Below are 26,439 nucleotides of genomic sequence, written 5' to 3'. Positions count from 1 at the left end.
AAGCCGTGGCGTTTCGGCATCTCCATGCCCTCTGAGGCATGACCCCCTGATGCATGACCCCTGAAGCATGACCTCTGAAAGGCGGGCGCGTTGGGTTGGCTGGCGGCGGGCGACGGATATGAGGTCGCCCTCATGGAAGGCCGGGTGGTGGCACGCTCCACCAGCGGCCGTGCGGTGGGGCGGCAGCTCAAGTCTCTGCCCAAGACCCTGCGGGAGCACCCCGAGGTCGACCGGCTGCGCCGGCTGGCCGAGTGGCTCGACCGGCACGCGGCGGCGTGCGTCGCGCAGGTGGACACCTGGATGGTGTCCTCCCTGCCCGTACCGACCGGGCTGCTGGCCCGGGTGTGGCCCGACGAGGCGTGGCAGGCGGCGCTGCGCGACCTCGCGGTCGTCGGCGACGACCCCGACGAGGTGGGGTTCCTGCGGGACGCCACCGCCTCGGGCGAGCTGCGCGTGGTCAACCTCGACGGCGAGACCGTCCGGTTGTCCCCGGAGACGGTGACGCTGCCTCATCCGGTGCTCCTGCCCGACCTGGACGATCTGCGGGAGTTCGCCGCCGACTTGGGGGTGACGCAGAAGGTCGAGCAGATCCACCGGGCCACCTGGCTCAAGCCCGCCGAGGTGAAGGTGGGGGCGACGCAGGTGACGGAGTTCGCCGGCGGCAAGTACGCCTCCCGGTTCGGGCTGGCGGCCCGGGCCACGCAGCTCGGCTACAAGGTGTCCGGCGGCTACGCCACCTGCCGGGTCCGGGACGCGGGCCGCGTCGTGGAGGCGGCCGTGTGGATCGGCGAGCCGTACTGGGACAGCGAGATGGAGACCGGCAACCTCACCTGGCACGACCAGGAGGGCAGGTCGCTGCCGTTGTCCGAGGTCGGGCCGGTGGCGTGGTCGGAGGGAATGCGGATGGCCGCGGCGCTGCACGCCGGCCGGCAGATCGAGGAGGGGGCATGACCGAGACGCCGCAGGCGCGGGAGCTGCTGAAGGCCGGGGCCGTGCTGCCGCCCGGCACCGAAGGGGCGGGTGAGAACGCGGTGCCGCTGGTGGCCCGCGCCTACCGGCACCCTGTGCTGGACGACCGGGTGGTGGTCCGGCTGGTGGCCGACGAGCTGCGCCCGGCCGAGGACCTGGCGGCCGGGTTCCTCGGGCTGGAGCCCGAGGGCGAGCCCGAGGTCGTCGGCGTCGGGCAGCGCCGCTCGCTCGGCTTCCCCGAGTGGGTGCTGGCGCGCCACCCCGACGACGGCCACCACGCGCTGGCCGTCGTCCCCGAGCTCGAACGCATCGCCCGGCAGGCCAAGTCCAAGCCCAAGGCCGCGCTCGACGCGTACCAGGAGCTGGCCGGGCGGCTCGCCGCTTCCGTGCCGCACTTCCTGCCCACGTTCTACGAGCAGGCCGGCCGGGTCTTCACCGGCGTGGAGAACGCCACCTACGCCGGCCAGATGTTCTCCCACGCCCGCCGGGCGGAGGCGCAGTACGGGCTCGACGTGGACGAGGACCGGCTCGACGCCGTGTTCCTGGAGTTCGCGCTGGCGGGGGCGCTGCCGGTCAAGGCGCTGTCCGGGTACGCCAAGGAGCTGGCCGGCCGCCTGCCCGCCGACGAGGCGCTGCGCCGCTTCACCCGGCTGTGCCTGCGGCGGACCGCGGGCGGCCTGCAGCCCTCGGCCCAGATGGCGCAGGACCTGCGCAAGCTCGCCCGCGCCGCGAAGATCGACGCCGACGCCGCCGAGCGCGCCTACCTGGCCGAGCTGATCGTCCTGCCGGCCACCCTGCGGGCCGCCACCGGCTGGTGGAAGTCGCACGCGCCCGCCGTCACCGCGCTGGCCCAGGCCGATCCGGCCGTACGCGCGACGCTGCTGGAGATCATGCCGGAGGCCAGGGACCACGACATGCCGGCCGTGTGGCTGGAGATCCTGGAGTTCTCGGGAGCCATGCGTGAGCTGGCCGAGGGCGAGCTGCGGCCCGCCGACGGGGTCGCCGGCTGGCTGACCCGCTTCCTGGCGTTCCGCGACCGCCCGTACGGGCGGCCACCGCGCCTGCCCGCGCTCTACGCGCTCGTCGAGCGCCTGGGCGGCCCGCTGCGGACCGAGCTGACCGCCGCCGGCCGCACGTTCAAGGCGCTGGAGGACGTCGACCTGCTCGACCTGCTGCTGTCCATGGACGTGCCGGTCGCCGACCCCGGCGAGCACCACTGGCTCGTGCTGGAGCACTGGGCGGGCAGCGAGGAACGGCGCGACCTGGTGGCGCTGGAGGCCGACGGCCGCTTCCGGGCCGCGTTCAAGTCGTCCGCCTACCGCCTCAGCGACGACGACAGCGGCCGGCGCGCCATCCGGCTGCTGACCGAGTCGCCGGGCGGCCGGCCGATGCTGGCCGAGTGGATGCGCGAGGTGGCGCTGCGCTCGTCGGCCGCCGGGCTGCCCGGCCTGCCCGACGCGATGCGCCGCCTGGCCTGGCTGCCCGGCGAGGCGCTGCTGCTGGCCGAGGAGGAGGTACGCGAGGCCGCCGCCGCGGACGTCGCCGAGGTGCTGGCCCGCACCCTGCGCACCGGGCTGATCGACGAGCTCGGCTGGCCGGCCTGGGACGACGCCGCCGCGACCCTCGTGCACCGGGACATGCCCCACGAGATCGTGGTCGCCGACGCCTGGCCGTACGCGATCGTCGCCGGGCCCGGCCAGGTTCGCGTGCTCGGCCCCGAGGGGGTCGTGCTCACGCACGACCTGCGCGTTCCGGCCGACGAGACGTGGGGCGACCACGGCTTCCACTACGTGGACGGCGAACTGCTGGTCTACTGGCGGTCGCGGACTCGCGACCACCGGCTGCGCGGCTACTGGCACACCGCCCCCGACCGGATCCTCGACCTGGAGGGCGACAACAGCGTCCGGGGCGTCAAGCTCGACTACCACCGCGGCGACGACCCCGTCAGCCTGGCGCTGCCCGGCGGCGGCCGCACCACCGGCCATGACGTGCTGCACCGGGGCGACACGTCGGTGCCGTCCGAGCGCACGGTGATCAGCGACGGGACCTCGTTCTGGGTGTGGTCCTGGGAGGAGAACTACGGCGCCACCGTCGGCTGGTACGAGTTCGACCCGGTCAGCGGGCGGCGGGGCCGCATGGGCATGCCGGGCTTCCTCGCCGACGCGGTGCGCGACGCCCCGGCGGGCAGCGCCTTCATGACCGGCAGGCTGCTTCCCGCTCCCTCCGACGCCCCCACGCCCGTCGGCACGCCGGTGAACGGAGTGCTCGGCTGGCGGGTGGTGCGGCTGCCCGACGGGTCCGTACGGGGTGAGGACGCGGGCGGGACGACCGTCACCGTGCCGGACGACGTCGGGGTCCCCGTGTCCGCGCTGATGTTCCCCGGCGCCGAGCGGGCCTGCGCCGTCATACGCGGCAGCTACCGGGTCGAGCTGGTCGGTTCCGACGGTGTGCTCACGGCCACGATGAAGACCGACCGCACGCCCGGCTCGTTCGGCAAGGGCACGATCATCCTGCCGCCGGTGCGGTACTGGACGTACTTCGAGCCCCGAGACCCCGAGGGGTCGGCCGTGCTGCGCGGGATCGACGGTGGCACCGCGGCTGCACTGCTCAAGGCCGCCGAGTCCGCCGCTGGGACCAAGTCCACTGGTGAGGACGACCTGGCCGCCCAGATCCGGGCGCTGCTGCCGGGCGTCACCGACGACGCGCTGGTGGCCGGCATCGCCGGGGTCGCCCGCTTCGCCGCCCAGCAGCAGGCCGCGCTGCGCGACGTCGTGGCCAGGCTAGGGGAGGCGCTGGCGGGCGGCAGCCGGTCGCGGGGGCCCGCGGGGCCCTTCGACGACGTGATCGTCGAGGCGCTCAGCGGGCTGAACGTCCACGCCGACGGCTACTGGCACCGCACCGAACGGGACGGTCTCTTCCGCCAGATCCAGGCCGTCGGTGAGCTGCTGTCCGAGCCGGACGGGAGCCGGCCCGCCCCGCCCGCCCAGGGCGCCCCGTCCGGCGGGAGCCAGGCCGCCCCGCCGGCCCGGCTCCATCTGGACCTGCCCGAACTGCCCGGCTCCCGCCTGCGCTGGCTCGCGACGCTCGACCACGCCGCCGCCGTGGCCTTCCGCGCGGCGTCCGCCACGACCGGCTCCGAGCACCGCGCCACCCTGCGGACGCTCCTCACGGAGCTGCGCGAGCGCGGCCTGCCGCTCTCGGCCGCCCCCGAGCGGTGGCGGCGGATGACGCTACAGCTCGACGACCGTCACCTGACCGGGATCGACGGCGAGTGGCGGAACGGCACGTGGGTCGGGACGCTGCCCCTGGACGGCGGGGCGTTCGTCGTCCTCGCCACCCTGCTCGACCACACCAGCCCCCGGGTCACCTGGGACGCGCTCGTCCACGACCCGCGGGGCCGCTTCGAGGTGCCGCCGCCGTACACCGTCACGTCCTCCTCCCCGGTCGGCGGGAACCGGCCGTCCGGCTGGACCGAGACGTTCCTCGCCGAGCTGGAGGCGCGCGGGCCGGCGCCGTGGCGGGCCGAGGCGGTGGAGGAGTTCGCCCGGCTGACCGGCGTCTCCCGTACCCTTTCCGCCCTGGTGGTGGCCGGGATGCCGGACGTGGACTCGTACCAGCGCGGCTTCCTCACCAAGGAGGCGCGCACGACGCTCGGCGTGAAGGTGGCCGACGCGGCGGTCGCCCGGGACCAGCTCCGCGACCTGGAGCCCGGCGTGCGGCAGGCCGTCGTCTCGGCGCTGCTGCCCGCCGACCCGGCCCGGCTCTGGACCGACGGCCCCGACGCGGCCGCCGCGGCCGAGGTGTGGAACGCCCAGGTCGGCCGGCAGGCGGCCGTGCCCGAATGGCTGCTCGCCGAGGCGGGCCGCGCGGTCAAGGGGGAGTGGGACACGGGCCGCGCGCTGCGCGCCCTCATGGACCCGGCCGCGACGCCGGAGCTGAGCCGCGACCTGTCCTGGTCCGTCCAGGGCGACCGCGTGCGCCCCGTGGGCGGGCAGGACGCGGGGTTCGACGCGGACACGCTCGCGTCCTTCGTCCCCATGGCGGCGTGGCTGGCCCACCGGCTGCCCGTCGGCGACCCGATCCGGGCGGCGCTGCCCGCCGCGCTGGCCGCCGTCCACGACCGGCTGGCCGCGCCCGAGCTCGTGCTCGACCTCGACCGCTACATCGCCCTGCCCAGGTACGTGCAGGTCGCGGGCGCGCCGACCGAGACCGGCGAGGGATTCGTCCGGTACGGGAGCCTCATCCTGCCCACCGCCGACGACCGGCCCGCGCCCGGCATCCGCGTCGCGCTGCTCGACGGGGACGACCCGTACCTGCGGGCGCTGCTCGGCATGGAGCAGCCGTTCGCGGCCGAGACCGCCCTGCGCGTGGCGCGTGACCCGCGCTTCGAGGCCCTGCTCGCCGGTCCTGCCGGGGCCGACGGCGAGCAGTGGTGGCCGCAGGACCCCACGCGCTCCGTCCCCGAGCTGGTCGCCGAGGCAGCCGCGACGCACGGGCTCGGCGCGGACGCCGGGGCCCTCTACCTGATGCTCCTGGCCATGCCGGACCCGGCCGACCGCAACGTCGCCCGGTGGACCGGCTGGAAGCCCGCCCGCCTCAAGGCGGTCCGGGCCGAGCTGGCCGCCACCGACCTCGTGATCGAGGCCGAGAGGCGGCGGGCCGGGCGCTCGCTGTTCCTGCCCGGCGGATGGACGGACCTGGCCGCGCCCAGCCTCCCCGTCGAGCAGTGGAAGCTGTCCATGCTCCAGTCGTGCCCGGGCGCGCCCCTGGTGCCGCTCGAACCCGCCGCCGACCTGTACGCCCGGGCGTGGGCACGGGTACGCGAGGGCGACCTGCCCCGCTACGAGGAGCTGAAGGTCGCCAGACGCGGCCGGCGCCGCTGAACCCCCTATCCGTGTGAGGACTTCCATGACCATGACCGATGATCAGGCGACGGCTGCCGCTCCGGACCGTCAGGTGCTCGCGGCCGAGGAACGGTACGCGACCGAGCTGGCCTTCCTCGCCGCCCACGACGACGGGCCGCGCCCGCCCGGGTGGCTGCTGACCCCGCGGGCGGTGGTGACGTTCATCTGCGGCAGCGGCGGCGAGACGCTCGACCTGCCCAAGGAACGGCAGACCGCCGGCGCTCCGAAGCGCCTGAAACTGGAGGCGAAGTTCGTCGGCGAGCGCTCGCTCGTCGAGCGATGCGTGGTGACGCTGGCCGGCGAGCGCGGCCTGCTGCTCGTGGGCGAGCCCGGCACCGCCAAGTCGATGGTGTCCGAGCTGCTGGCCGCCGCCGTGTGCGGCACCAGCGAGCTCACCGTCCAGGGCACCGCCGGCACGACCGAGGACGCCTTCCGCTACGGCTGGAACTACGCCCTGCTGCTGGCCCAGGGCCCGTCCCGGAGCGCGCTGGTGGACTCGCCGGTGCTCACCGCCATGCGCACGGGACGGGTGGCCCGGGTGGAGGAGATCACCCGCTGCCTGCCCGAGGTGCAGGACGCCCTGGTGTCGATCCTGTCCGACCGGCGGGTGAGCGTACCGGAGCTGGCCGGGACCGATGACGCGCAGGTGGCGGCGGCGCCCGGGTTCACCGTGATCGCCACGGCCAACCTGCGCGACCGCGGCGTGTCCGAGATGTCGGCGGCCCTGAAGCGGCGCTTCAGCTTCGAGACCGTGGGGCCCATCGCGGACGCCACGGCGGAGACCGCGCTGGTCCGCCGCCAGGCGACCGCGGTGGTGCAGCGGGCCGGGGCGGCGTTCGGGGTGGACGACGCGGTGCTGGAGGCGCTGGTGACGGTCTTCCGTGACCTGCGTACCGGGCGGTCCGACGAGGGATGGGACGTGGAGCGGCCCGGAACCGTGATGTCCACGGCGGAGGCGGTGCAGGTCGCCGCCTCGCTGGGGGTGGCGACGGCGTACCTGCCGGCGGGCGACGTGCTCGACCTGGTGCCCGGCCACCTGCTCGGCGTGGTCCGCAAGGACGATCCCGCCGACCACGGGCGGCTGCTCGGCTACTGGGACGGGCCGGTACGGCGGCGCGCGGAGGACGGGTCGGCGATGTGGCGGCGGCTGTGGGACCTGCGGGAGAACCTCCGGTGACCTCCGACCCCAGGGAGGCGCTCGCCGCGCTGGCGGCCTCCGCCCGGCCGTACCTGATCGGGGTACGGCACCACAGCCCGGCGCTGTCCGTGGTCCTGCCCGATCTGCTGGAGGCGGCCGACGCGGAGGTGGTGTGCGTCGAGCTGCCCGCGGACTTCCAGCCGTGGCTGGAACACCTGGCCGCCCCCGAGACCATCGCGCCGGTCGCGCTGGCGGGTGCGGGGGCGGACGGCGGCCTCGGGTTCTACCCGTTCGCCGACTTCTCGCCGGAGCTGGTGGCCGTCCGGTGGGCCTGGAAGCGAGGGGTGGAGGTGGTGTGCTGCGACCTGCCGCTGTCGGATCGGGGTTGGAAGGGGGATGGCCTTGAGGCGGTGACGGTGCCGCGGCGGCGGTCCTTCGCCGACGCGCTGGCCGCCTCCGGCACCGGTCGCGAAGGCGACGACATGTGGGACCGGGCCGTGGAGGTCCTCGCCCCCGAGAGCGAGCCCGAGGCCGTGCGCCGGGCCGCGCTCGGCGTCGGCTGGGCCCTGCGCAGGGACGCCGAGGAGTCGGGCGGCGTTCCGGCCAGGGATCTGGCGCGTGAGGCCCACATGCGCCGCGTCCTCACCGAGGCCGCGACGGGCGGCCGTCGCGTCGCCGCGGTGATCGGCGCCTTCCACGCCCCCGCCCTCGTCACCTCCGCCACCCCCAGACCTGCTGGGAATCCCGAGCCAACGACGGTCGTCTCTCTCGTCCCGTACGCGTTCGACCTGCTGGACTCCCGCTCCGGCTACCCCGCCGGCATCCGGGACCCCCGCTGGCAGCAGGCGGTGTTCGAGGCCGGCGGCGATCCCGACCGGATCATCGACGGCGCCGCCCGCGCCATCACCGACCTGTGCCGGGAGCTGCGCCGGGCGGGCCACACCGCCGGCACGGGGGAGGCCGCCGAGACCCTGCGCATGGCCTGTGACCTGGCCCGGTTGCGCGACCTGCCCGCCCCCGGCCGCGGCGAGCTGCTGGAGGCCGTGACGACCGTCCTGGGCCAGGGCGAACCCCTCGGCCGCGGCCGGGCGCTGGCCCGTGCCCTGGACACCGTCCTCGTCGGCACGCAACGCGGTCGGACCTCGCCCGGCACGCCACGTTCGGGCCTCGGCCCCGCCGTGGAGGCCGAGCTGAAGGCGCTGCGGCTGCCGGGGCCGGACGATCCGGAAGGCCGGGAGATGCGCCTGGACCCGCTCCGGTCCGACCTGGACGCGCGCCGCGAGGTCCTGCTGCGCCGCCTGCTCACCTGCGGCGTCCCGTACGGCGAGCCGATCGAGGTGACCGGCACGGGCGACGCCTCCGCGCTCACCACCAGGTGGCGGCTGAGCTGGACCCCGGCGGTCCCGGCCCTGCTCGACCTGGCGGGCGTACGCGGCGTGACCCTCGCGCAGGCCGCCGCGGGCACGTTGCGGGAGACGCACCGGAGAGAGTCCGCGGAGGGCGGGCCCACGTGCCGGCTGGTCCTCGACGGCCTGCGCGCGGCGGCGCAGTGCGACCTGCCCGAGCTCGTCGCCGACCGCCTCGCCGAGGCCGCCGTCGTGCTGCCCGCCACCGCCACCCTGGCCGAGCTGCTGGACGCCCTCGACCTGCTCGAAGCCCTCCGCCGCGAACACCTCCCCGGCACCACGCCGGAGGGCCGGTGGCAGGCCGTCGAGCTGGCCGGCACGCTGCTGGAGGCGGCGATCCGGGCGCTTCCGGGCCTGGCGGGCAGCGACCAGCCCGAGGACGCCGCGGCCCTGGTCGCGCTCGCCATCCGGAGCGGCGAGGACCGCCTGAGCCTGCGGATGGACGGCGTGCTGGACGAGCTGGCCCGTACGGCGTCGCCGCTGATGCAGGGCGCGGCGCTGGCGGCCCGCGTCCTGCTGGACCTCGACGGCGCCGGCGCGCTGGGAGCCCGGGCGGCGGGCTGGATCGACGCCGCCACCGGCCCGGACGGCCGCCGCCGCCTCGGCCGCCTGCTGACCGGCGTGCTGACCGCCGCCGGCCCGCTGCTCGAATCGGCCCCCGCGGTGCTTCATCCCCTCATGGCCCGCGTCGACGACCTGGCCGACAAGGAGTTCCTGGACCGGCTGCCGGCGTTGCGGGGCGGATTCGACACGCTGACCCCGGCGGCGCGTACGCGGCTGCTGGGCACGGTGTCCGAACGGCTCGGCGACCGGCTCGACCTGTCCCTGGAGGCCCCGCCCGAACTGGTCGGCCTGTGGACGGCGGCCGACGCGGCGGCCCTGGCCGTCCTGCACTCACTGGGGTTGCCCGTGAAGGCGGAGGAACCCACGCCGCCCAGCGAGGGAGAGGAGCCGAAGCCCCGGCCTGAGGTGTCAGCCATGCTGGCGCCGGTCGACCGGTGGCGGCTGCTGCTCGGGCGCGAGCCCCAGAAGCTGCCGTCCCAGGCCCGCGCCTACGCACGTGCCCTGGACGACCTGTACGGAGCCGGACGCGGCGAGGGCTCGGACGACTTCGCCCCCTCCGGCGGGGGAGACGCCGGGGGCCAGGACCGATCGTTCCCGACGGCCCGGGAGTGGGCCGAGGAGCTGGAGGCGCTGTTCGGGGCCGACGTCCGCGAGGAAGTGCTGGCCGGCGCGGCCGACGCCGGACGTGTCGACGTGCTGGCGGAGCTGGACCCGGCCGCCGTCCGGCCGTCCGTCGAGCTGCTGACGTCCGTACTGTCGCTGGCCGGAGGCATGCCCGAGCAGCAGCTCGCCAAGCTGCGCCCGCTCGTGCGGCGCCTGGTCGCCGAGCTCACCCGCGAGCTGGCGACCAGGCTGCGCCCGGCGATGACCGGCCTGGCGAACCCGCGCCCGACCCGCCGCCCCGGCGGCCCCCTGGACCTGCCGCGTACCCTCCGCGCGAACCTCCAGCACAGCCGGCGCCTGGAGGACGGGCGGCTGGTGGTGGTGCCGGAGCGACCGGTGTTCAGCACGCGGGCGCGTCAGGAGGCCGACTGGCGGCTGATCCTCGTGGTGGACGTGTCCGGCTCGATGGAGGCGTCGGTGGTCTGGTCGGCGCTGACCGCCGCCGTCCTGGCGGGCGTGCCGACGCTGTCGACGCACTTCCTGACGTTCTCCACGCAGGTCATCGACCTGACCGAGCAGGTGACCGACCCCCTCTCGCTGCTGCTCGAAGTGCGGGTGGGCGGCGGTACGCACATCGCGGCGGGCCTCGCCCAGGCGCGCTCGCTGGTGACCGTGCCCAGCCGGACGCTCGTCGTGGTCGTGAGCGACTTCGAGGAGGGCCATCCGATCGGCGGGCTGCTCGCGGAGGTGCGCGCCCTGGCGGGGTCCGGCGTCCACCTGCTGGGTTGCGCCGCCCTGGACGACAGCGGGGCGCCGCGCTATTCGCTGCCCGTCGCCCAGCAGCTCGTCGCGGCCGGGATGCCGGTCGCCGCGCTCAGCCCGCTCGCCCTCGCCCGCTGGGTGGGGGAACGCCTTCGTGGAGAGAACCGGTGAACATGTCGCCCAATCTGCCGCCGGCGGCTTTGCCTCCTGTGGCGCCGCACGTGGTGGCGGCGGCCGTGGAGGGACTCACCTCCCGGCTGCGGAAGAAGCTGGACGCGGCCGTCGAGCAGTACGCGGCCCTGCCCGTCGTGGCGGTGGACGGGGAGGGGCTGCGGATCACGTGCGGCGAGGACGCGGTGGTCACGCTGTCACCGGGCGCGTCCGGTGTGGTCGAGGAGGAGGGGCAGGCGGGGTGCAGTTGCCTGCTCGCGCCGAGATGCCTGCACCGGGCAGCGGTACTGAGCGCGTGCCCGCCGGCGGACGCGACGCCCGCGGAGCCGACCACTCACGCCACCGACCCGCCTCCCACCGCGGCACAGCCCGAGGCGCCGAGCCAGGCGACCGCACCACCACCCCGGACCGAACCGACGGTCGCCGAGCCGGCATCCCCAGGTGAGGCGACGACGGCGGGATCGACGTCAGTGCCGACCGGGCCGACTCCGGGGCAGGTGGGGGCCGCGGCGGGGCTGTGGGCCGCCGGATCGGCCGTGCTCGCGGCCGGAATCTCGGCTGCGGGTGCGGTGCCGCAGGCCGAGCTGCTCCGCGCCGCCCACTCCGCCCGCCTCGCCGGTCTCCCCAGGGCCGAGGCCGCCGCCCTCCGCGTCGTACGAGGGCTGAGGTCGGCCCGCGAACAGCGCGTCGGCCACCGCCTCTCGGACCTCGTGTCCGCACTCCGCGAACTCCTGCTCATCGCCGGCCGTCTGGCCGCGGGCGATCCGGACCCGGCGCTGACGGGCACCGTCCGGCGCGCGTACGAGCAGGGTGGCAGCCTCCGCGTGTACGGCGTCTTCCGGGAGCCGGTGATCAGCGCCACCGGCTACGGCGGCGTGGTCACCCACGTCGTCACGGAGGACGGCCGGTGGTTCTCGGTCTCCGACGTCAAGCCGGGCGGAGCGGCCCGCGCCCGCGGCGCGGCCACCGCGACCGTCGCCATCGGCTCGGCCACGCTGAACCACTCGCAGCTCGCCAAGTCGGGCCTGCTGATCGTCGGGGCCACGGTCTCGCCGGACGGCCGGCTCGGGGCGGGAAAGGGCGTCCGCGCCACGCCGGTCCGCGGCATGCCGTGGACCGAGGGACCCATGGGCGACCTGTTCGCCCGCCCGCTGGCCGAACAGGCTCTGGCACGCCTGTCGGGCGAGGTCTGGAGCGAGTCGGGCACGGAGGAGGTGGCCCGGGAGCCGGTCGCGTGTGACCTGATGATCGTCGGCGCGTCCGGCGACCACGTCCTCGCCCGCATGCTCACCTCCGCTACGCCCGCTGGGCCGATGATCCGTCTCGTGCCGGCCAACCGACATCAAGACCTGGCGCATGTGGCCAACCTCGGACGGCTAGCTTCCTGTCCCGGCCTGTGCGTACGTGTGGTGGGACGAGTGGAGCCGGACCGGGCGACCACGCTACGGCCGTTCGCCGTGGGCCCCGTACCGGGAGCCGAGATGACGCTGCGACTGCCCGCCGAGTGGCAGGACCGGGCAGACCTCGGCTACGACCGCCTGCAGGGCGCCCACCTCCCCCCGCCCGTCCCCCTCGACGGCATGCCGATCTCAGCAGACGGCATGCTGCCCTCAGCAGACGGCATGCTGTCCTCGGGAGAGAGGGCGGACCCGCTGGCGAGCGCGCCCCTGTGGCGCGTCCGGCGCCTGATCGAGCTGGCCGTCGCGGGCGGCCGCCGCGCCGTGGCCGAGTCGGGACGCGGCGGAGACTCCAAAACGCAGGCGGCGTCGCTGCGTCGTGCCGGCTTCAAAGCGGCCGCCGAACTGGTCGCCGGCCTCACGGCGGAGGCCGATCGCCGCGAACGGGACGTGTTCGGCCGCCTGACCGACCCCGGACTCGACCGGTACACGTGGGCCTGGCTCGCCGCAGCCACCCACCTGGCCGCCACCGAACGCGCCCTCGTCCAGGCGTCCTGGCGGGCAGGTGAGTGATTCCGCATATCCCTTGCCGTCGTCGGCGGCATCAACTAGATATGTGATCTTCCTAGGTCTCTGAGGGCATGACATGACCAACGCTCCGATCCCTGGTCTCTATGACTCCCTGCTCACGGGCACGCTCGATGCGAAGATCGACGCCTGGCGGCAAGCCGGCCACCTGGCCGAGGTGTCAAAGATCGAGGGCGAAGAGGTTGCCCATCTGCTGGGCCGTTTCGTCGGCGAAACAGCGGCGCGGGCCTTCGCTGAGCTGAAGGGACACCCTGACCAGCAGGTAGCACTGGCCAACCGGCTGCTGGCACAGCTCACCGAGCCGGAGACGATCGCGGAGGGTCCGAATCAGCTCCTGTCGATCGTGAAGGACGTTCCGGGGGCGGCGGCTCCGCGCCGGCCGCTGACGTCGTTGTCGGAAGCGGCCCTGCTGACCAATGCCCGCGAGGACCCGAACCTGGCGCACGAACTGGCGGCCGAGCTGGCGAGTGCCGACCGGGTGGATCTGCTGTGCGCGTTCGTGAAGTGGTCGGGGCTACGCATTCTGGAGAAGCCGCTGGCCGAACTGCGGCGTCGGGGCGTGCCGCTGCGAGTGATCACGACGACCTACATGGGGGCGACCGAACGGCGGGCGCTGGACCGCCTGGTCAACGACTATGGCGCCGAGGTGAAGATCAGTTACGAACGCAACTCCACCCGCCTACACGCCAAGGCATGGCTGCTGCGCCGCCACACCGGCTTCGACACCGCCTATGTCGGCAGCTCCAACCTGTCCCGCGCGGCACTGCTGGACGGGCTGGAGTGGAACGTTCGGCTGTCGTCAGTGACCACCGCACGGCTGCTGGACAAGTTCGAGGCGACCTTCGACTCCTACTGGAACCGGTCCCCGTTCGAGCCATACGACCCGGCGACTGATGCCGATCGCCTAGATGAGGCGCTGGCCCGCTCGCAGGCGGGCAAGCAGTTGTTCGACATCCCCGAGCTGGTCCCGCATCCCTTCGATCACCAGCGCGAGATGCTGGCCGACCTCGACCGGGAGCGCACCATCCACGATCGGCATCGCAACCTGCTGGTTGCCGCGACCGGCACGGGCAAGACCGTGGTTGCCGCGTTCGACTACCGCAACCTGCAGCAGCGGTTGGGACGGCAGCCGTCGTTGCTGTTCGTGGCGCATCGGCGGGAGATCCTGGCCCAGGCGATGCGCACGTATCGGCAGGTGCTGGCCGTACCGGACTTCGGTGAGCTGCATGTGGGGGAGGAGAAGGCGCGGCACTGGCGGCATGTGTTCGCCAGCGTGCAGTCGCTCACCCGCCGAATCCTGGAGTTCGACCCGGAGCATTTCGACGTCGTGGTGATCGACGAGTTCCATCACGCCGCCGCGCCGACCTATCGGCAGATCATCAGCCATCTCAAGCCGAAAGAGTTGCTCGGCCTGACCGCGACGCCGGAGCGGTCCGATGGCACGTGGGTGCAGGATGAGTTCTTCGACCGGCGGATTGCCTCCGAGCTGCGGCTGTGGGATGCGCTGGATGCTGATCTGCTGTGCCCGTTCCACTATTTCGGGATCAACGATGGGACCGACCTGTCCGGGGTGAAGTGGACACGCGGCTCCTACGACGTCTCCGCTCTCGACAACGTCTTCACCGGCGACGACGCACGGGCCCGGCTGGTGTTCAATGCGGTGCGCGACAAGGTGAGCAACCTGGAGACCGTGCGCGGGCTGGGCTTCTGTGTTTCGGTGCCGCATGCGCACTACATGGCCGAGTTCTTCACTCAGCATGGGCTGCCTTCACGGGCGGTGGATGGATCGACCGAGGACGGCACTCGAAAGGCGGCACTGCGGGCGCTCGCGGATGGGGAGATCAGGTTCCTGTTCGCGGTGGACCTGTTCAATGAGGGCCTGGACGTGCCCGACGTTGACACCCTGCTCATGCTGCGGCCCACCGAGAGCGCCACGATCTTCCTGCAGCAGCTTGGACGCGGGCTCCGCCGCACGCCGGACAAGGACGTGCTGACCGTGCTCGACTTTGTTGGGCAGCACCGTAAGGAGTACAGGTTCGCCAACCGGTTCCAGGCGTTGACCGGGTTCTCCAGAGGGCGGCTCGACAAACAGGTCAAGGATGACTTCCCGCTGCTGCCGTCGGGGAGCCAGATCGTGCTGGATCGGGTGACCAAGGAGCGGCTGCTGGCCGACCTCAAGCTTCAGCTCGGGGCGACGGTCAACACGCTGTCGCAGGAAATCCGTTCTCTCGCGGAGCTGTCGCTTAGCAGATATCTGGAGGAGAGCGGGCGCGACATCAGCGACCTGTATCGCAACGATCGCTTTTGGACGTCGCTGCTGCGCCGTACCGGACTGCTGTCTGGGGAAGGCTCGGTACTGGAAAAGAAATTGGGGGGACGCGTCCGCTCGTTGCTACACGTGGACGATCGGACCCGCGGCGAAGCCTACGCCCGGCTGCTGCAGCCAGATGGCCCCCGCTTCGCGTCTCTGTCCCCAGCTGATCAGGCCTTCGCCCGGATGCTGTTCTTCTCGCTCTGGCGTGATGGGGGCGGGTTCGCCTCTTATGACGAGGCACTGGACCAGCTGCGCGGGGAGACGGCGCTGTGCGACGAGATCAGTCAGGTGCTCGCCTACGGCATCGACCGGCCGCGCTATGTGGCTAAGCCGGTGGAGCTGGCTGGCGTGCCACTGGCGGTCAACGCTCGCTACTCCTCCGACGAGGTGCTCGCCGCGATCGGCTGGGCCTCATTGGGGGGACTGCTGCCCTCCAACACGCGTGAAGGGGTCGCCTGGAGCCCCGCGACCCTGTGCGACGCGCTCCTCGTCACCTTGCAGAAGAACGAGAAGGAATTCTCGCCGCAGACGATGTACCGCGACTACGCTCTGACCTCGCGCCTGTTCCACTGGGAATCCCAGAATCGGACCAGCGCTACCTCGGCCACTGGTCGCCGCTACCAGAACCACGTGGCGGAGGGCAGCCACGTGCTGCTGTTCACCCGCGAACGTAAGAAGAACGAGCTAGGCCATCCTGAGGCCTTCGTCTTCCACGGCATGGTCCGCTACGTGGAGCACCGCGGCGAGCGGCCCATGGGCATCACCTGGCGGCTCGATGAGGAGATGCCCGCAGACTTGTTCCGCCGCGCGGCCATTGCCGGATAAGCGGTGCGAGATGGACCTCGCACCCCCGACACGACGGGAACGGCCTCCTCCATTGGGGCGGCCCCTTCGGCTCTTCCCTAGCAGTCTTCATGTTGTCGGATGCTCGGTAGGCGGGAGGGAGATGGACTGCCGCCGCCGTCGTCGGGTCTGCTTCTGTCGGGCCAGGTCCTGATTCGACGTTTCCGGACGTTCGATGCGGGTGGGGTTACCGCGTACGAGCTCATCGTGAATGCGCCAGCGGGCGGCGGTTACGGCGCGCTCCGCCGCCTCGTCGCCGTGCTGGATGCGCTGGCGCAGCAGCCGCATGGCGATCCGGCGGTTGAGGCTGAACTGCCGCTCGGTGTCGACCACGACGACGGTCCCCGTGGGCCGGTGGGTCGCACGTACGGCCGTGCTGGCCTTGTTGCGATGTTGACCGCCGGGGCCGCCGGTGCGGCAGGCGACGATGTCGACGTCTGCTTCCGTGAACGTCGTGCGCGGGGTGTCGACCTGGCACGGTTGGGCGATGACGTACCAGTTCTTCCGACCGGTGTTCGCCCGGTAGGGGCTGGGGGCCTGCCAGCACAGGGTTCCGGTCCACGAGGCGGCGAACGTCTCGGCGCCCTCTCCGGCGATGCAGACGAGGACCGATCGGTAAGTACCAGGCCGATCACCGGGAACTGTGTGGGCCCGATGGGTCTCCAGGTTTCGCCGGGCGGCTTCGCCTTCGAGGCGGTGCAGCAGCTTGGCCAGCGCCCAGGCACACTCCTGCGGGCCACGCCCGGCCGACAGGAGCAGATGGACGCTCACGACCGGCCCCGCTTGCGGCGCTGGTCCCGCTGGTCCCGCTGGTCCCGCTGGTCCCGTTTTGGCCCCGACCCGAGGTCGGGTGTCTTGTAGGTGACCAGGGGGATCGTGGTGGCCACGGGCGTGGCGAGGTCATGGTCGACGAGGTCGGCGATCACCTGCTCGATGCGCTTGTAGGCCGTCGGTGCCTCCTCGAAGAGAAGCTGGCGGTCGCCGCACACCACCAGCGACCCCACCGGCGTGCGGCGCAGTTCCTCGACCGTGTGCTTGGCCCGCCCGCGGCGCAAGGCGTCCGCGCGCGACATCTTGCGGCCAGCGCCGTGCGCCACGGAGTGGCCGGCGTCCGGCCCGGCGTGGGCGGCCACGAGGTACGACGGGGTGCCGCGCGTACCGGCGATGAGCACGTCGCGGCCGTCACCCGGCGCCGCTCCTTTGCGGTGCAGGTAGATCCCGTCGCGGACCTCGACCAGGTTGTGGCACTGGTCGAGGATCGGTTCGGTGGGCTCGGCCCCCAGCGCGTGGGCGACCCGGGCGGCCAGCAGCCGCCGGTTGAGCGACCCCCACCGTACGGCCTCGTCATGCATCGCGAGGTAGGCGCCGGGATCAGGGGCGGGACCCGCACCGTGGACCGCGGTGTGCTCCCGCAGGATCCGTTCGCCCAGCCCCCGGGAACCGCTGTGGACGACGAGAACCAGGTCGCCGGCGGCGAGGCCGAGACGGCTGGCGTGGGACGGTTCGAAGACGGTCCCGATCCGCGCCAGCTCGACGAAGTGATTGCCCCGGCCGACCGTCCCGAGCCCCTCGACGTGACCAGCGGGTATGCCGTCCTTCACGACGGCCCAGGCGGGATCGTCGGCATCTCGTTCGGGGTCCAGCGCGCGATCGAGATCGGGGAACCGGGCGGCGAGCTTCTCGGGTACGGCGCGCTTGAGCTTGATGGGGAACACGGCGATGCCGCAACCGATGTCGGAGCCCACCAGGAACGGGTACAGGATGGCCGAGGCCATGGCGGCGCCGATGGGGGCACCCTTGCCGGGGTGCAGGTCCGGCATGGCGGAGACGTGCAACATGCCGTCGAGGGCGGCCACCTGATGGCATTGGGCTACGGCATCGGACTCGATCCAGCTGGTGGGGGAGGCGAACACGGTGACGCTGGCCGCCCCCGTGGCCGGGATGGACTGCGGCCGGAAATGTTGCTGAGACAAAAATGCTCTCTTCGCTGAACAGGGCATGGGCGGGCGGCATCACGGCGAGAGTCGGCGCCGTGGCATCTCGAAGTAGCGGGGTGCTGTCCGTCAGAGCCTCATGGACGCCACGATCTCTAAGCCCTGCCATTCCAGGCAAGCGATTTTCGGCGGTACGGGCTTGCACGGCCGTGCGGCTACTGGCACGCCTTGATGAGTCCGCGGCCACGGAGCTTCGTGGCGGGGCGTTGGACGACGTTGCAACGCCGATAACAGACCAGGGCGAACGCACAGCGCCGTGAGCATGCTCAGCCAACTGGTCGGCGCGTTCAGGGATGGTCGCGCCGATGCCCCTTCGGCGCAGACAGGCACGGATGAGTCAGGAGCTGTAGCTTAGGAATCGAGCCTGCGGCCCCGCTTTAGGAGAGTGGGGGCTTCTCTGGCAGGTCGTGCAGTTTGAGCTGCGCAAATACCGCACACAGTGTGTGGGTCGATCAAGATCATCCCGCTTCTGTCCCGAGAAGAGTGAGGCGTTTGCTGGCGCTTCTCGTCCGTACTACGCACACAGATGACCAGGTCATCGAGTCTTGGATTCATCCGGGGATGACACCGTGGAGAGCCCGTTACCTAGAGATCGGTGGGGCGGGTTCAGCCAGAGGCCTGGGGAACGGACCGAGAGCGATCTCGACACCGCGCCCCAGGCCGGTTCAACGAGCCGCCGCGCTGCTGGTGTGATGACCTCTTTCCTCGTCAGCTGCCATCGGCAAGGCGACGTTCCCAGCCCTCACCCATCACGCATGGTCGGGGCCTGGTCAGTAGTTTCTGGGCGGGGCTTGCGCCGGCGGTCAGCCGCGTCTCGTCGGGCAACAAGCGCACCAACCAGGTTGACGACGGCGACAGCCAGCGGAATGAAGTGCGGCAGAAGGTCCATCAAGTACTCCAGAGGATTCAGGGCCGCATGGTGCGCAGCCCGGTGAGTCCTCCAAGGACACTGTGGCAGGGCACTGTCCGGCATCGGATCCGGACCGACCCGAACCAGAACTCCCGCAACGAAGAAAGATCGGGCAGGCTGGGACACGGTCGCGACGTCGGGGGTTCGGCGCTGTTCGCCAACCGTCCGGAGACGGCCACTACGCGAGCTGCGGGTCTGCACGGTTGAGAGGAGTCCAGTGGTGAGGGACCAGACACCCGACCCTGCCCAGGTGCACACTGTTCCTGAGTTGATCAGTGCACTGCAGGAGCTACGTGCGGGCCGCTCGTACACCAGTCTGAACAAAACGGCGGCCGGAAGACTGCCGAAGTCCACTGTTTCGGACCTGCTTACCAATGGCCGTCCGACCGCAGAGACGCTGGAGGTGTTCCTTCGCGCCTGTCAGGCGCCGCGGGAGACCTGGCGGGCATGGCAGCAGGCCCGCGAGCGGGCGCTCTCCACATCTGGTCCCGTGCCAGCCGGTTTGATACGGGTGAGCCAGGCCGACCCTCGTCGCCTAGGAGTGCACGCTGCGATCGATGCTCCAGGCGCGCAGGGTGACCTGCCCACCTACGTGGAGCGGGATACCGACACCGCCCCGAACGGCGTACGTGCTTTGATCAGCAAGGCAGCTGCTGATGGCCGCGGTGGGCTGGTCGTCCTGGTGGGCAGCTCGTCGGTGGGCAAAACTCGCTCCGCCTACGAGGCCATAAATTTGCTCCTGCCCACCTGGTGGCTGGCGCACCCGGCTGACGCCGGTGATCTCTCCCAGATCGCCGCTGACCCTCCTGCGAGGCTGGTGGTATGGCTGGACGAGCTGCAGCGCCTCTTCGAAGGGCCGGAGGGCTTGCAAGCGAGCACGGTACGGAGACTGCTTGGCGCCGGTGCCGTTCTGGTGGCCAGTCTCTGGTCCGAACGTTACGACGACTACGTGGCGAAACCCCAGGCAGGTGCGCTGGACGCGCACGCAGACGCACGCGAGGTCCTCGGCTTGGCCCACACTGTGCGCATCGACGATCGGCTTAGCGCGGCGGAACATGAACGCGCGCAGGACATAGCCCAGGCCGGTGACGCGCGCATCGCCTTGGCCCTGGAGTCCAAGGACTATGGCCTGACTCAGGTGATTGCCGCCGCGCCGCAGTTGATCGATCGTTGGAAAGGTGCCAACCCCTACACGGCCGCCGTTCTGAACGCGGCGATCGACGCCACACGGCTCGGCGTGACCTCGCCGCTACAGCGGGACTTGCTGGAGGAGGCCGCACCTGGATACTGCGATCCTCGTCAACGCGCCAAGGCGCCAACGGCCTGGTTTGAAGCCGCGCTGGCCTATCTGTCGGAGGAACTGAACGGCGCGGCCTCGGCTCTCGCACCCGTGGCGCCCGAGGGCGTCGGCATGGGCCAAGTGGTCGGCTATGTCGTAGCGGATTACCTGCAACAGTACGCCGGACAAGCACGCCGTCGGGCTAAGGTCCCGGAGACTTGTTGGCAAGCCCTGGTCCATCACTTGACTGATCCCGCCGATCAGTTGCGTGTCGGTCGCCAGGCTCGCAATCGTTTGCTGTTGCGCCATGCCGAGCCTCTCTTCCGAGGTGCCATCCGTGCCGGAAAGCGGGATGTCACACGGGAGTTCGCCAGCCTACTGGTCGACCTGGGGCAGGAAGATGAGGCGCGGGCGATCTATCGCAAGTTGGCCCAAGTGGGTGATGAGGAGGCAGCTAGGCGACTGGCCAAGCTCGGCGAATCGGAGGAGGCATTGGAGGCGCTGTACGAAGCGGCCGACCATGGCGACGAGCTCGCCATGGCCGCCTTGGTCGATGTGCTTGTTGACTTGGGTCGGTCCAACGAGGCAATGACAATCCTGCGAGAGAGGAAGGAGTCAGCCGGCGAGCTTACGCTCTGGCGGATGTCCACGCTGTTGGTGGAGGTGGGTGAGGGGCCGGAGGCGATGGTGCTGTTGTCCGAGCTGGCCGCGGCCGGGAGCGAGGATGCCACAAGGGACCTGGCCAAAATGTACGCCGGCGTGCCGAAAGGAATGGAGGTCCTGCAGGATCGGGCCCGCGCCGGAGACGAGGAAGCCGTCCTGCAGTTGCCGACGGCGCTGGCTGCGCTGGTTCAGGCCCGGGAGAGATGGCGGGAGCAGGCGCAGGCCGGTGATAGAGGAGCCGTCCGGCGCTCGGCCGTTCTGCTGGCCGCACTGGGGCAAGTGGAGGAGGCACTGTCGATGTTGCGTCAGCTAGCCAGGGAGGGCGATGAAGACGCCACCCGCCAGATGGCTGAAGTGCTCGCCAAGCACAGGAAGATGCAAGAGCTGAGGACACTGGCCAGAACCGGTGAGAAGTGGGCCATCCTGTATCTGTCCGAGGCACTGGGCGAGATGGAGAAGGTAGACGAGGCGCTGGAGGTGCTACAGGAGTTGGTTGAGATGGGTGACCTGGTTGCTGAACAGCAGAAGTTCAGCTTGCTACTGGGGCGGGGGCAGATCGAGGAGGCCATAGCGGTACTGCGGAAGGGGGCCGAGGCGGGAAGCTGGATGGCCGCCTGGAGGCTGGCTGATCTTCTGGCTAGTCTGAACCGGATCCAGGAGTTGCGAGACCGGGCAGCGCTCGGCGACGAGTTCGCGGGTTCGCGCCTACTAACGCTCCTGACTGAGCAAGGGCGTTTCGGAGAGGTGGGGCAGATCCGCCGGCATGGCCTGGATGCCGGATAAGGGACTGTGCTCCGCGCCCGGCGATCCGCATATGCCCAGGACGCTGAACGTTACTCTGCCTGCTCGGATATCGGCTGGGTAATGACCACCGCCCCGCAGGATGCCGAAAGAACTATCCCCCTGCGTGTGCCTCACCCCTGAGACAGGGCTAACCCGAGTTGAGCAAGTCGCCGTAGGAGAGTAGAGGCTAATCCGCATCCTCAGGCGGCTTGAGCTGGGAAAATAGTGCGTCTCTCGGGGCACGATCATCTCGCAGATATCCCCGGCTCGGATCGCGAGGGCAGCCGCGTCATCTGATTGCAGGACCTGGAGCTCAGGCCGCCAGATCGAGCACCGTAACGCGGCGCAGGAGCCCTTATCGGCCATGATCGCATCAGCAGCCAGTTCCAGGCCGTTCAGAAGTATCTCTTGCTGCATCAAGATGAGCTCGGAGACGTATCAGAAGTGATCGTTATCCGGTGCCGTCCCCCTGTATCGAGCGAGCGTGCCTGCAATTCCGTCAGGAAGATCGCGGACTTGCCGTCGCTGTCGGATCCGAGAAGCCCGCCTTCTCTGGCGAGGGTACGTGCGGCCCGAACCTGTAGGCACAGCACTTCGATCTGTTAACCCTATTTTAGAATTTACTCTATAGGCGAAAGGTGGCGCGATGGCGTGACGGACTGCTTTTCCTGCAGATCAGAGGTTATGTAACGGCTATGAGGGCCACTGCGCAGTCTTGCAGACCGCTTGGCTGCCAATTGAGCACGGATAGTGCTCACAGTACGCGAAGGCGTCGCCTCCTCTACAGTCGTCCTCATGACAGAGCGGCAAGAGATGCGAGCGGCACTGGAGAGCGCCCGCAGGCTGATCACCCGGACGGAGATCGCGAAGTGGGCGAAGGTGGCACGTCCCGCTGTCACGAACTGGGAGCGGCGGTACGTGGACTTCCCCAAGCCCGTTCCGGGAGGCGAGACAGAATATTTCCAGCTCCAGAATGTGCTTGACTGGCTGGATGGGCGCCGCGTCCCGGCCAACAGACTGATTGGTGACGAACTCCCCGGTACCACCTACGGCGACCGTGTCCGGCGTGAGTTGCCCGACAACGCACCACTCACCGCGGTCGAGGAGACGTCCAACAGGGATAACGCGCGGCGGCTGCGCGGGCTGTTGACTCTGGCGGACGCGGTCAGAGGCTCCGCCGCCATGGCAGATTACTTGACCTTGCTGCTCACTCTCAATTTCCTGCGCGTGGCCGAGCGGGACCGCTGGGCGAGGCTGCATGAGTCGGCCTTGCGCACGGGAGGCACGAAGCAAGCCAAAGATCTGCTTCGGCGCATCGGGCACGCGGCGGACGAGGCGCTGCGCTGGCGCGGCGTGCCGCCGGGACTGCAGAACTCCCTGGTGCGGTTGACCCCACGCGCCGTCGAGGACCTCACGAAGGTCGTCCGCCTTTCCGCCGGCCTCGGACGCGAGACGTATGAGCAGTTTCTCGGCATGTACGAGGAGCAGGTCTCCCTGCGCAGCGGCGAGTTCTTGACGCCTTCCACACTGACTCGGCTCATGGCTGACCTTGTCCTCTCCGGCGCCACTCGGATCAGGCGCGTCTATGATCCGTACGCCCGCGGCGGTGAGTTGCTAGTCGCCACCGCAAGCGCCGTGAGCGGGGACGTCGACGCGCGCGGCGAAAGCCCGCGTCTGGAGACCCTCCGGTACGCCGCGATGTATTTGGCAGTGTCCGGCACCAACGCGAGCATGGAAGTCGGCACGGCCACTCCGTGGGAGGTGCGTGGGAACCGGCCAATGGTCAAGGCCGACGTGATCGTTACGAACCCGCCGTTCAACATGGCTTCGACGGCGGGAGAGAGGACGCCAGCGACTTGGCCGTACGGCGAGCCGCCCACAGGGAACGACAACTTCGCCTGGCTGCAGCACATCCTGCAGTCGCTGGTAGCAGGCGGTCGGGCCGCAGTGATCATGCCGCAAAGCGCTGGCACGTCTGTTAACCCGGCGGAGCAGGACATCCGCCGCAACATGGTGAACGACGGCGTGGTCGAGTGCGTGATCGCCCTGCCCAGCGAGCTGTTCGCCAGCACAGACGTGCCCGTGTCCGTGTGGTTGCTGCGCAAGCAGGTCTCTCCCGACGCGCCGGTGCTCTTTATCGATGCGCGGAAGCGAGGAACGAAGTTGCGCAACCGTCGGATCCTGACATCCGACGACCGAGACGCCATAGTGACCACGTACCGGCGGTTGCGTGACGGCCAGGCATCGGGCGGTGAGCATGAGGCGAGCGATGGCTTCGGCGTGCTGGCAACGTTCGCCGACATCCGCGCCCACGACTTCTCGCTCAATCCCGCCAACTACCTGACGGACGGCTTGCCGGACGGTGCGGTGGGAGATCCGGGTGCCGTAGTCGACGCTTTCGAGCAGCTCGCTGAGGCGCAGGAAAGGACAAACGAGGTGGCTCGAGCGGTTGGCGCGCACGCGGCGGCGCTGGTTCGGGGGACCGGCGGCACGTCCTCTCCACTCCCCGACGGCTGGATACGGACGACACTGGCCGAGGTATGCGAGATCCAGGCGGGCTCGTCATACTCGCATCTGAGGAACGAGCGGCGCTCACCGGACGGCGACGTTCCCTTGGTCCGGCCCAGAAATCTGCGGGACGGCCACATCACCGACACCGACCAAGAGAAGGTATCGGCCGAGTTCGCCGCATTGCACGAGCACTACCTGCTCGAAGTCGACGATATCGTCTGCATCCGATCGGGCGCGCTAGCTCCTCCCGCGCTGGTGCGCACCGCGCAAAAAGGCTGGCTGCCGCACCACAATCTGTTCCGCCTGCGTGCGCGCTGGCCGGAGGTCTTCGATCCGCTCTACCTGCTGGGCTTCCTGTCGCAGCCGAACGCGCTCGACTGGGTGCGCAACCGCTCGGCCTCGGCAGGAGCACGTTCCATCAGCGGTCGCTCATTCGGGGAACTGCCGGTGGTGCTGCCCCCGATGTCCGTACAGCGACGCGTCGCCGCCATGCTCCATGACCTCGACCTGCAGATTTCACTGCATCGGTGCATGGTCACGGCTGCCACGGACACCCGCGCCCTGCTGACCAAGGGGCTCATGAGCGGCGCACTCACCTTCGACCCGGCCTGAGCCCATCTCTAAGGAAGGACACTCCACATGGACACCCAACCTCCTGTAGGCCCGGGCGCCGCCCGGTCGCTGTGGCTGGCAGTCGCTGGGCTGCTCTCCCTGGTGATCGCGCTGGTCGCGGGCATTCTGAAGAGCCAGACTGGAGCGGGGCTCGCCGAATCGGCGTTGGTGAGCGGCGGCGCGTTCGCCACGGCGATGGCCCTGTGCCTGGCGGTGTTGGCCGCGGCCCAGGGACCGCGATGACTCTCGGGTCCGAAACCTTGCCTAAGCTGCCTGCCGGTGAGTACCGAAGTGATGATCGTCACGGTCTCAGCCAGCTGACCTCCGCAGCAGGTAGAGCGCCGTCGGTATCGGTTCTTCGTTAGGTATGGCTTGCAGAAACACCTTCCAGAGCGCCCACAGCTCGTCGGATTATCCCGGGTATTGTCCCGAGCCGATTGGGTGCGCAATCGAGCACTGAGTGGCCGTCTATGGAGCCGTGTCGGCTGACGATCGACGGAATTGAGTCGTCTCGTACTGGAGCTGGTAAACCCGCGGTTGATCACCCTCCATGCGGTAGACGGTGATATTCGAGAGAAAGTCGCTTTTGACCGCTCTTGATCGGCGCACTCGTTGATCTTCGGTCTCAGTGATCCACCGCTCGACGTGCGCAGGCATGGTGAACCTCAACATGTAGGCTGCCTCGTCCCCCCATGGGGAGAGGACCCATTCGGCATGTGGTTCGTGGCCGAGGCGGCGGATTCTTACTGGGTGGGTCGGATGAGCATCCGCATGGGCGATGAACCTACGCTTGTCATCGACCTTTAACAGAATGATGAAGGGCGCTGACGGAAAGCCGATGAGCAATTCTGTCTCCTCGTGGTGCAGGAGATCTGCAACGAACTCGTCTAGCACCCGTTCTGCCGCCGCCCCGAACCGCACTGTCTGGGTCGCCGCAGTCGGCAACAGCTGTACATCGGCAGTGCCCAGCCTTCTACGCAGGACAATACGCATCCACGTCACCGGAAAGGTGGCGATGTGATGCCGTACCCATTCGGAGTACAGACGTTTTGCGGTTGTGTAGATCAACGTGCGCAGCCAGCCGAACGAGTCGCTGGAGAGATCGACAAGCGAGATTTGATGAGCTATTGCGTATTCTTGAGCATCCGGGCTGAAGCCGCTGGTGGAGAAGAGCGCGTAGGAGTATTGGAATCGGCGCCTGGGGCGCCCGCTCTGGCCGCTGGACGTGTAGTTCTCGTTCACGTCATGGATGACGCCGTGAGCGTTCCGGATGACTTCGATTCGGCATGGAGTCTTGTAAAACTTGGCCTCCAGGAAAAGCCGGACCGGGAGGGAGAAAGCGGGGTTGAACGTCCACTCTCCGAGGACGTCGACCTGATGCGCGGTCCCCCTGCCGCGTACTTTCAAGATGCTGCCTTCGGAGGCGAGGTCCTGGGGGTCCTGCTCCGCCGCAACAAGCAATTGATAGCCACTGCTGCGCAGGAGCCAAGCTAACGCCTCTTCGAGCAGGTAGCCGCGGAGAGCGGCTTCCAGACCCATGACTGTGAACCTAGCAGGGATCAGGAAGCAGGGGAAGCAGGAGTGCCACTCTCCGTGACAGTAACTTCGCTCTATGCTATCCCCGACTAAAGTTTCTGTTTGTTGGATCGCTCGCCCCCGCGCGCTGTCAGGCCCCCGACTGATCGCATGCAGTCCGTATGCCGGTTGAGAACGTAGAACGTGACGTCCAGCTTCTCGGGGGTCAGGTCTTCAGCGGGAGATCAAGATTCCCGAGATCCGGCACGGCAACGACCCGGTGGGGTATCTCGACGTTTGGGACGCGTCGCAAAGGAGCGGTTCAACTCGCCGATCAGGCAACAACGGCGAGGGGCCTGGGGCTCGGGGTGTACGGAACACTCATTGTCTCGGCGCCGGTTCCCGATCCTGTGACCATGAGAGATCACTGGTGCATGCGTAGCGGTCCTCGCTGGATGAAGGCGGAGGGCGAGGTCAGCGGAAGAGCAGGTTCATCGTATGGCGCGGGGCAGG

At 70.2% G+C, this 26,439-nt stretch carries 12 protein-coding genes; 9 read left to right on the top strand and 3 right to left on the bottom strand.

Annotated features, from left to right (window positions below):
• Positions 1-90 precede the first annotated feature (90 nt).
• The 6 genes from HTZ77_RS39020 (at position 91) to HTZ77_RS38995 (ending at position 15,641) form a co-directional block, all read left to right on the top strand.
• Positions 91-951 (top strand): DUF4132 domain-containing protein, encoded by an 861-nt coding sequence (locus HTZ77_RS39020; protein WP_175594800.1) that lies wholly within the window; start codon positions 91-93, stop codon positions 949-951.
• A complete protein-coding gene (locus HTZ77_RS39015) occupies positions 948-5,852 on the top strand; it encodes a DNA-binding protein (RefSeq protein WP_175594799.1) in 4,905 nt (1,634 codons plus the stop codon). The genes HTZ77_RS39020 and HTZ77_RS39015 overlap by 4 nt, the downstream gene beginning before the upstream one ends.
• A gap of 31 nt (positions 5,853-5,883) precedes the next feature.
• A complete protein-coding gene (locus HTZ77_RS39010) occupies positions 5,884-7,050 on the top strand; it encodes an ATP-binding protein (protein ID WP_235995805.1) in 1,167 nt (388 codons plus the stop codon).
• Complete coding sequence (locus HTZ77_RS39005) at positions 7,047-10,517, top strand: vWA domain-containing protein (RefSeq protein WP_175594797.1); 3,471 nt, start codon at positions 7,047-7,049, stop codon at positions 10,515-10,517. The genes HTZ77_RS39010 and HTZ77_RS39005 overlap by 4 nt, the downstream gene beginning before the upstream one ends.
• 2 nt (positions 10,518-10,519) lie before the next feature.
• Positions 10,520-12,487 carry an SWIM zinc finger family protein gene (locus HTZ77_RS39000; RefSeq protein WP_175594904.1) on the top strand — a complete coding sequence of 656 codons (1,968 nt, stop codon included), beginning with the start codon at positions 10,520-10,522 and terminating at the stop codon, positions 12,485-12,487.
• Positions 12,488-12,560: 73 nt separating this feature from the next.
• On the top strand, positions 12,561-15,641 hold the full coding sequence (locus HTZ77_RS38995; protein ID WP_175594796.1) for a DUF3427 domain-containing protein: 3,081 nt from the start codon (positions 12,561-12,563) through the stop codon (positions 15,639-15,641).
• An 87-nt stretch (positions 15,642-15,728) separates the two neighbouring features.
• Here the strand turns inward: HTZ77_RS38995 and prfH are convergent, their stop codons facing one another.
• On the bottom strand, positions 15,729-16,430 hold the full coding sequence (gene prfH / locus HTZ77_RS38990) for a peptide chain release factor H (RefSeq protein ID WP_175594795.1): 702 nt from the start codon (positions 16,428-16,430) through the stop codon (positions 15,729-15,731).
• Positions 16,427-17,632: an RNA ligase RtcB family protein gene (locus HTZ77_RS38985; protein ID WP_175594794.1), complete on the bottom strand. Its 1,206-nt coding sequence runs from the start codon at positions 17,630-17,632 to the stop codon at positions 16,427-16,429. The genes prfH and HTZ77_RS38985 overlap by 4 nt, the downstream gene beginning before the upstream one ends.
• A 1,151-nt stretch (positions 17,633-18,783) precedes the next feature.
• On the opposite strand from HTZ77_RS38985, the gene HTZ77_RS38980 reads away from it, so the two are divergent.
• The 3 genes from HTZ77_RS38980 to HTZ77_RS38970 all read left to right on the top strand — a co-directional run bounded on the left by HTZ77_RS38980 (position 18,784) and on the right by HTZ77_RS38970 (position 24,654).
• A complete protein-coding gene (locus HTZ77_RS38980; protein WP_175594793.1) occupies positions 18,784-21,288 on the top strand; it encodes a hypothetical protein in 2,505 nt (834 codons plus the stop codon).
• A gap of 795 nt (positions 21,289-22,083) precedes the next feature.
• The gene (locus HTZ77_RS38975) at positions 22,084-24,411 is read left to right on the top strand and encodes a type I restriction-modification system subunit M/S (protein ID WP_175594792.1); all 2,328 of its coding nucleotides are present in this window, start codon (positions 22,084-22,086) and stop codon (positions 24,409-24,411) included.
• Between the two features lie 27 nt (positions 24,412-24,438).
• Positions 24,439-24,654, top strand: a complete 216-nt coding sequence (locus HTZ77_RS38970; protein ID WP_175594791.1) for a hypothetical protein — start codon at positions 24,439-24,441, stop codon at positions 24,652-24,654.
• Positions 24,655-24,879: 225 nt separating this feature from the next.
• Here HTZ77_RS38970 and HTZ77_RS38965 read toward each other — a convergent pair whose 3' ends face one another.
• Positions 24,880-25,950: a restriction endonuclease gene (locus HTZ77_RS38965; protein WP_175594790.1), complete on the bottom strand. Its 1,071-nt coding sequence runs from the start codon at positions 25,948-25,950 to the stop codon at positions 24,880-24,882.
• Positions 25,951-26,439: the final 489 nt, after the last annotated feature.

The organism is Nonomuraea montanisoli (assembly GCF_013363975.1).
Taxonomy (GTDB): Bacteria; Actinomycetota; Actinomycetes; order Streptosporangiales; family Streptosporangiaceae; genus Nonomuraea; species Nonomuraea montanisoli.
This window is presented reverse-complemented; position numbering and strand designations above follow the sequence as displayed.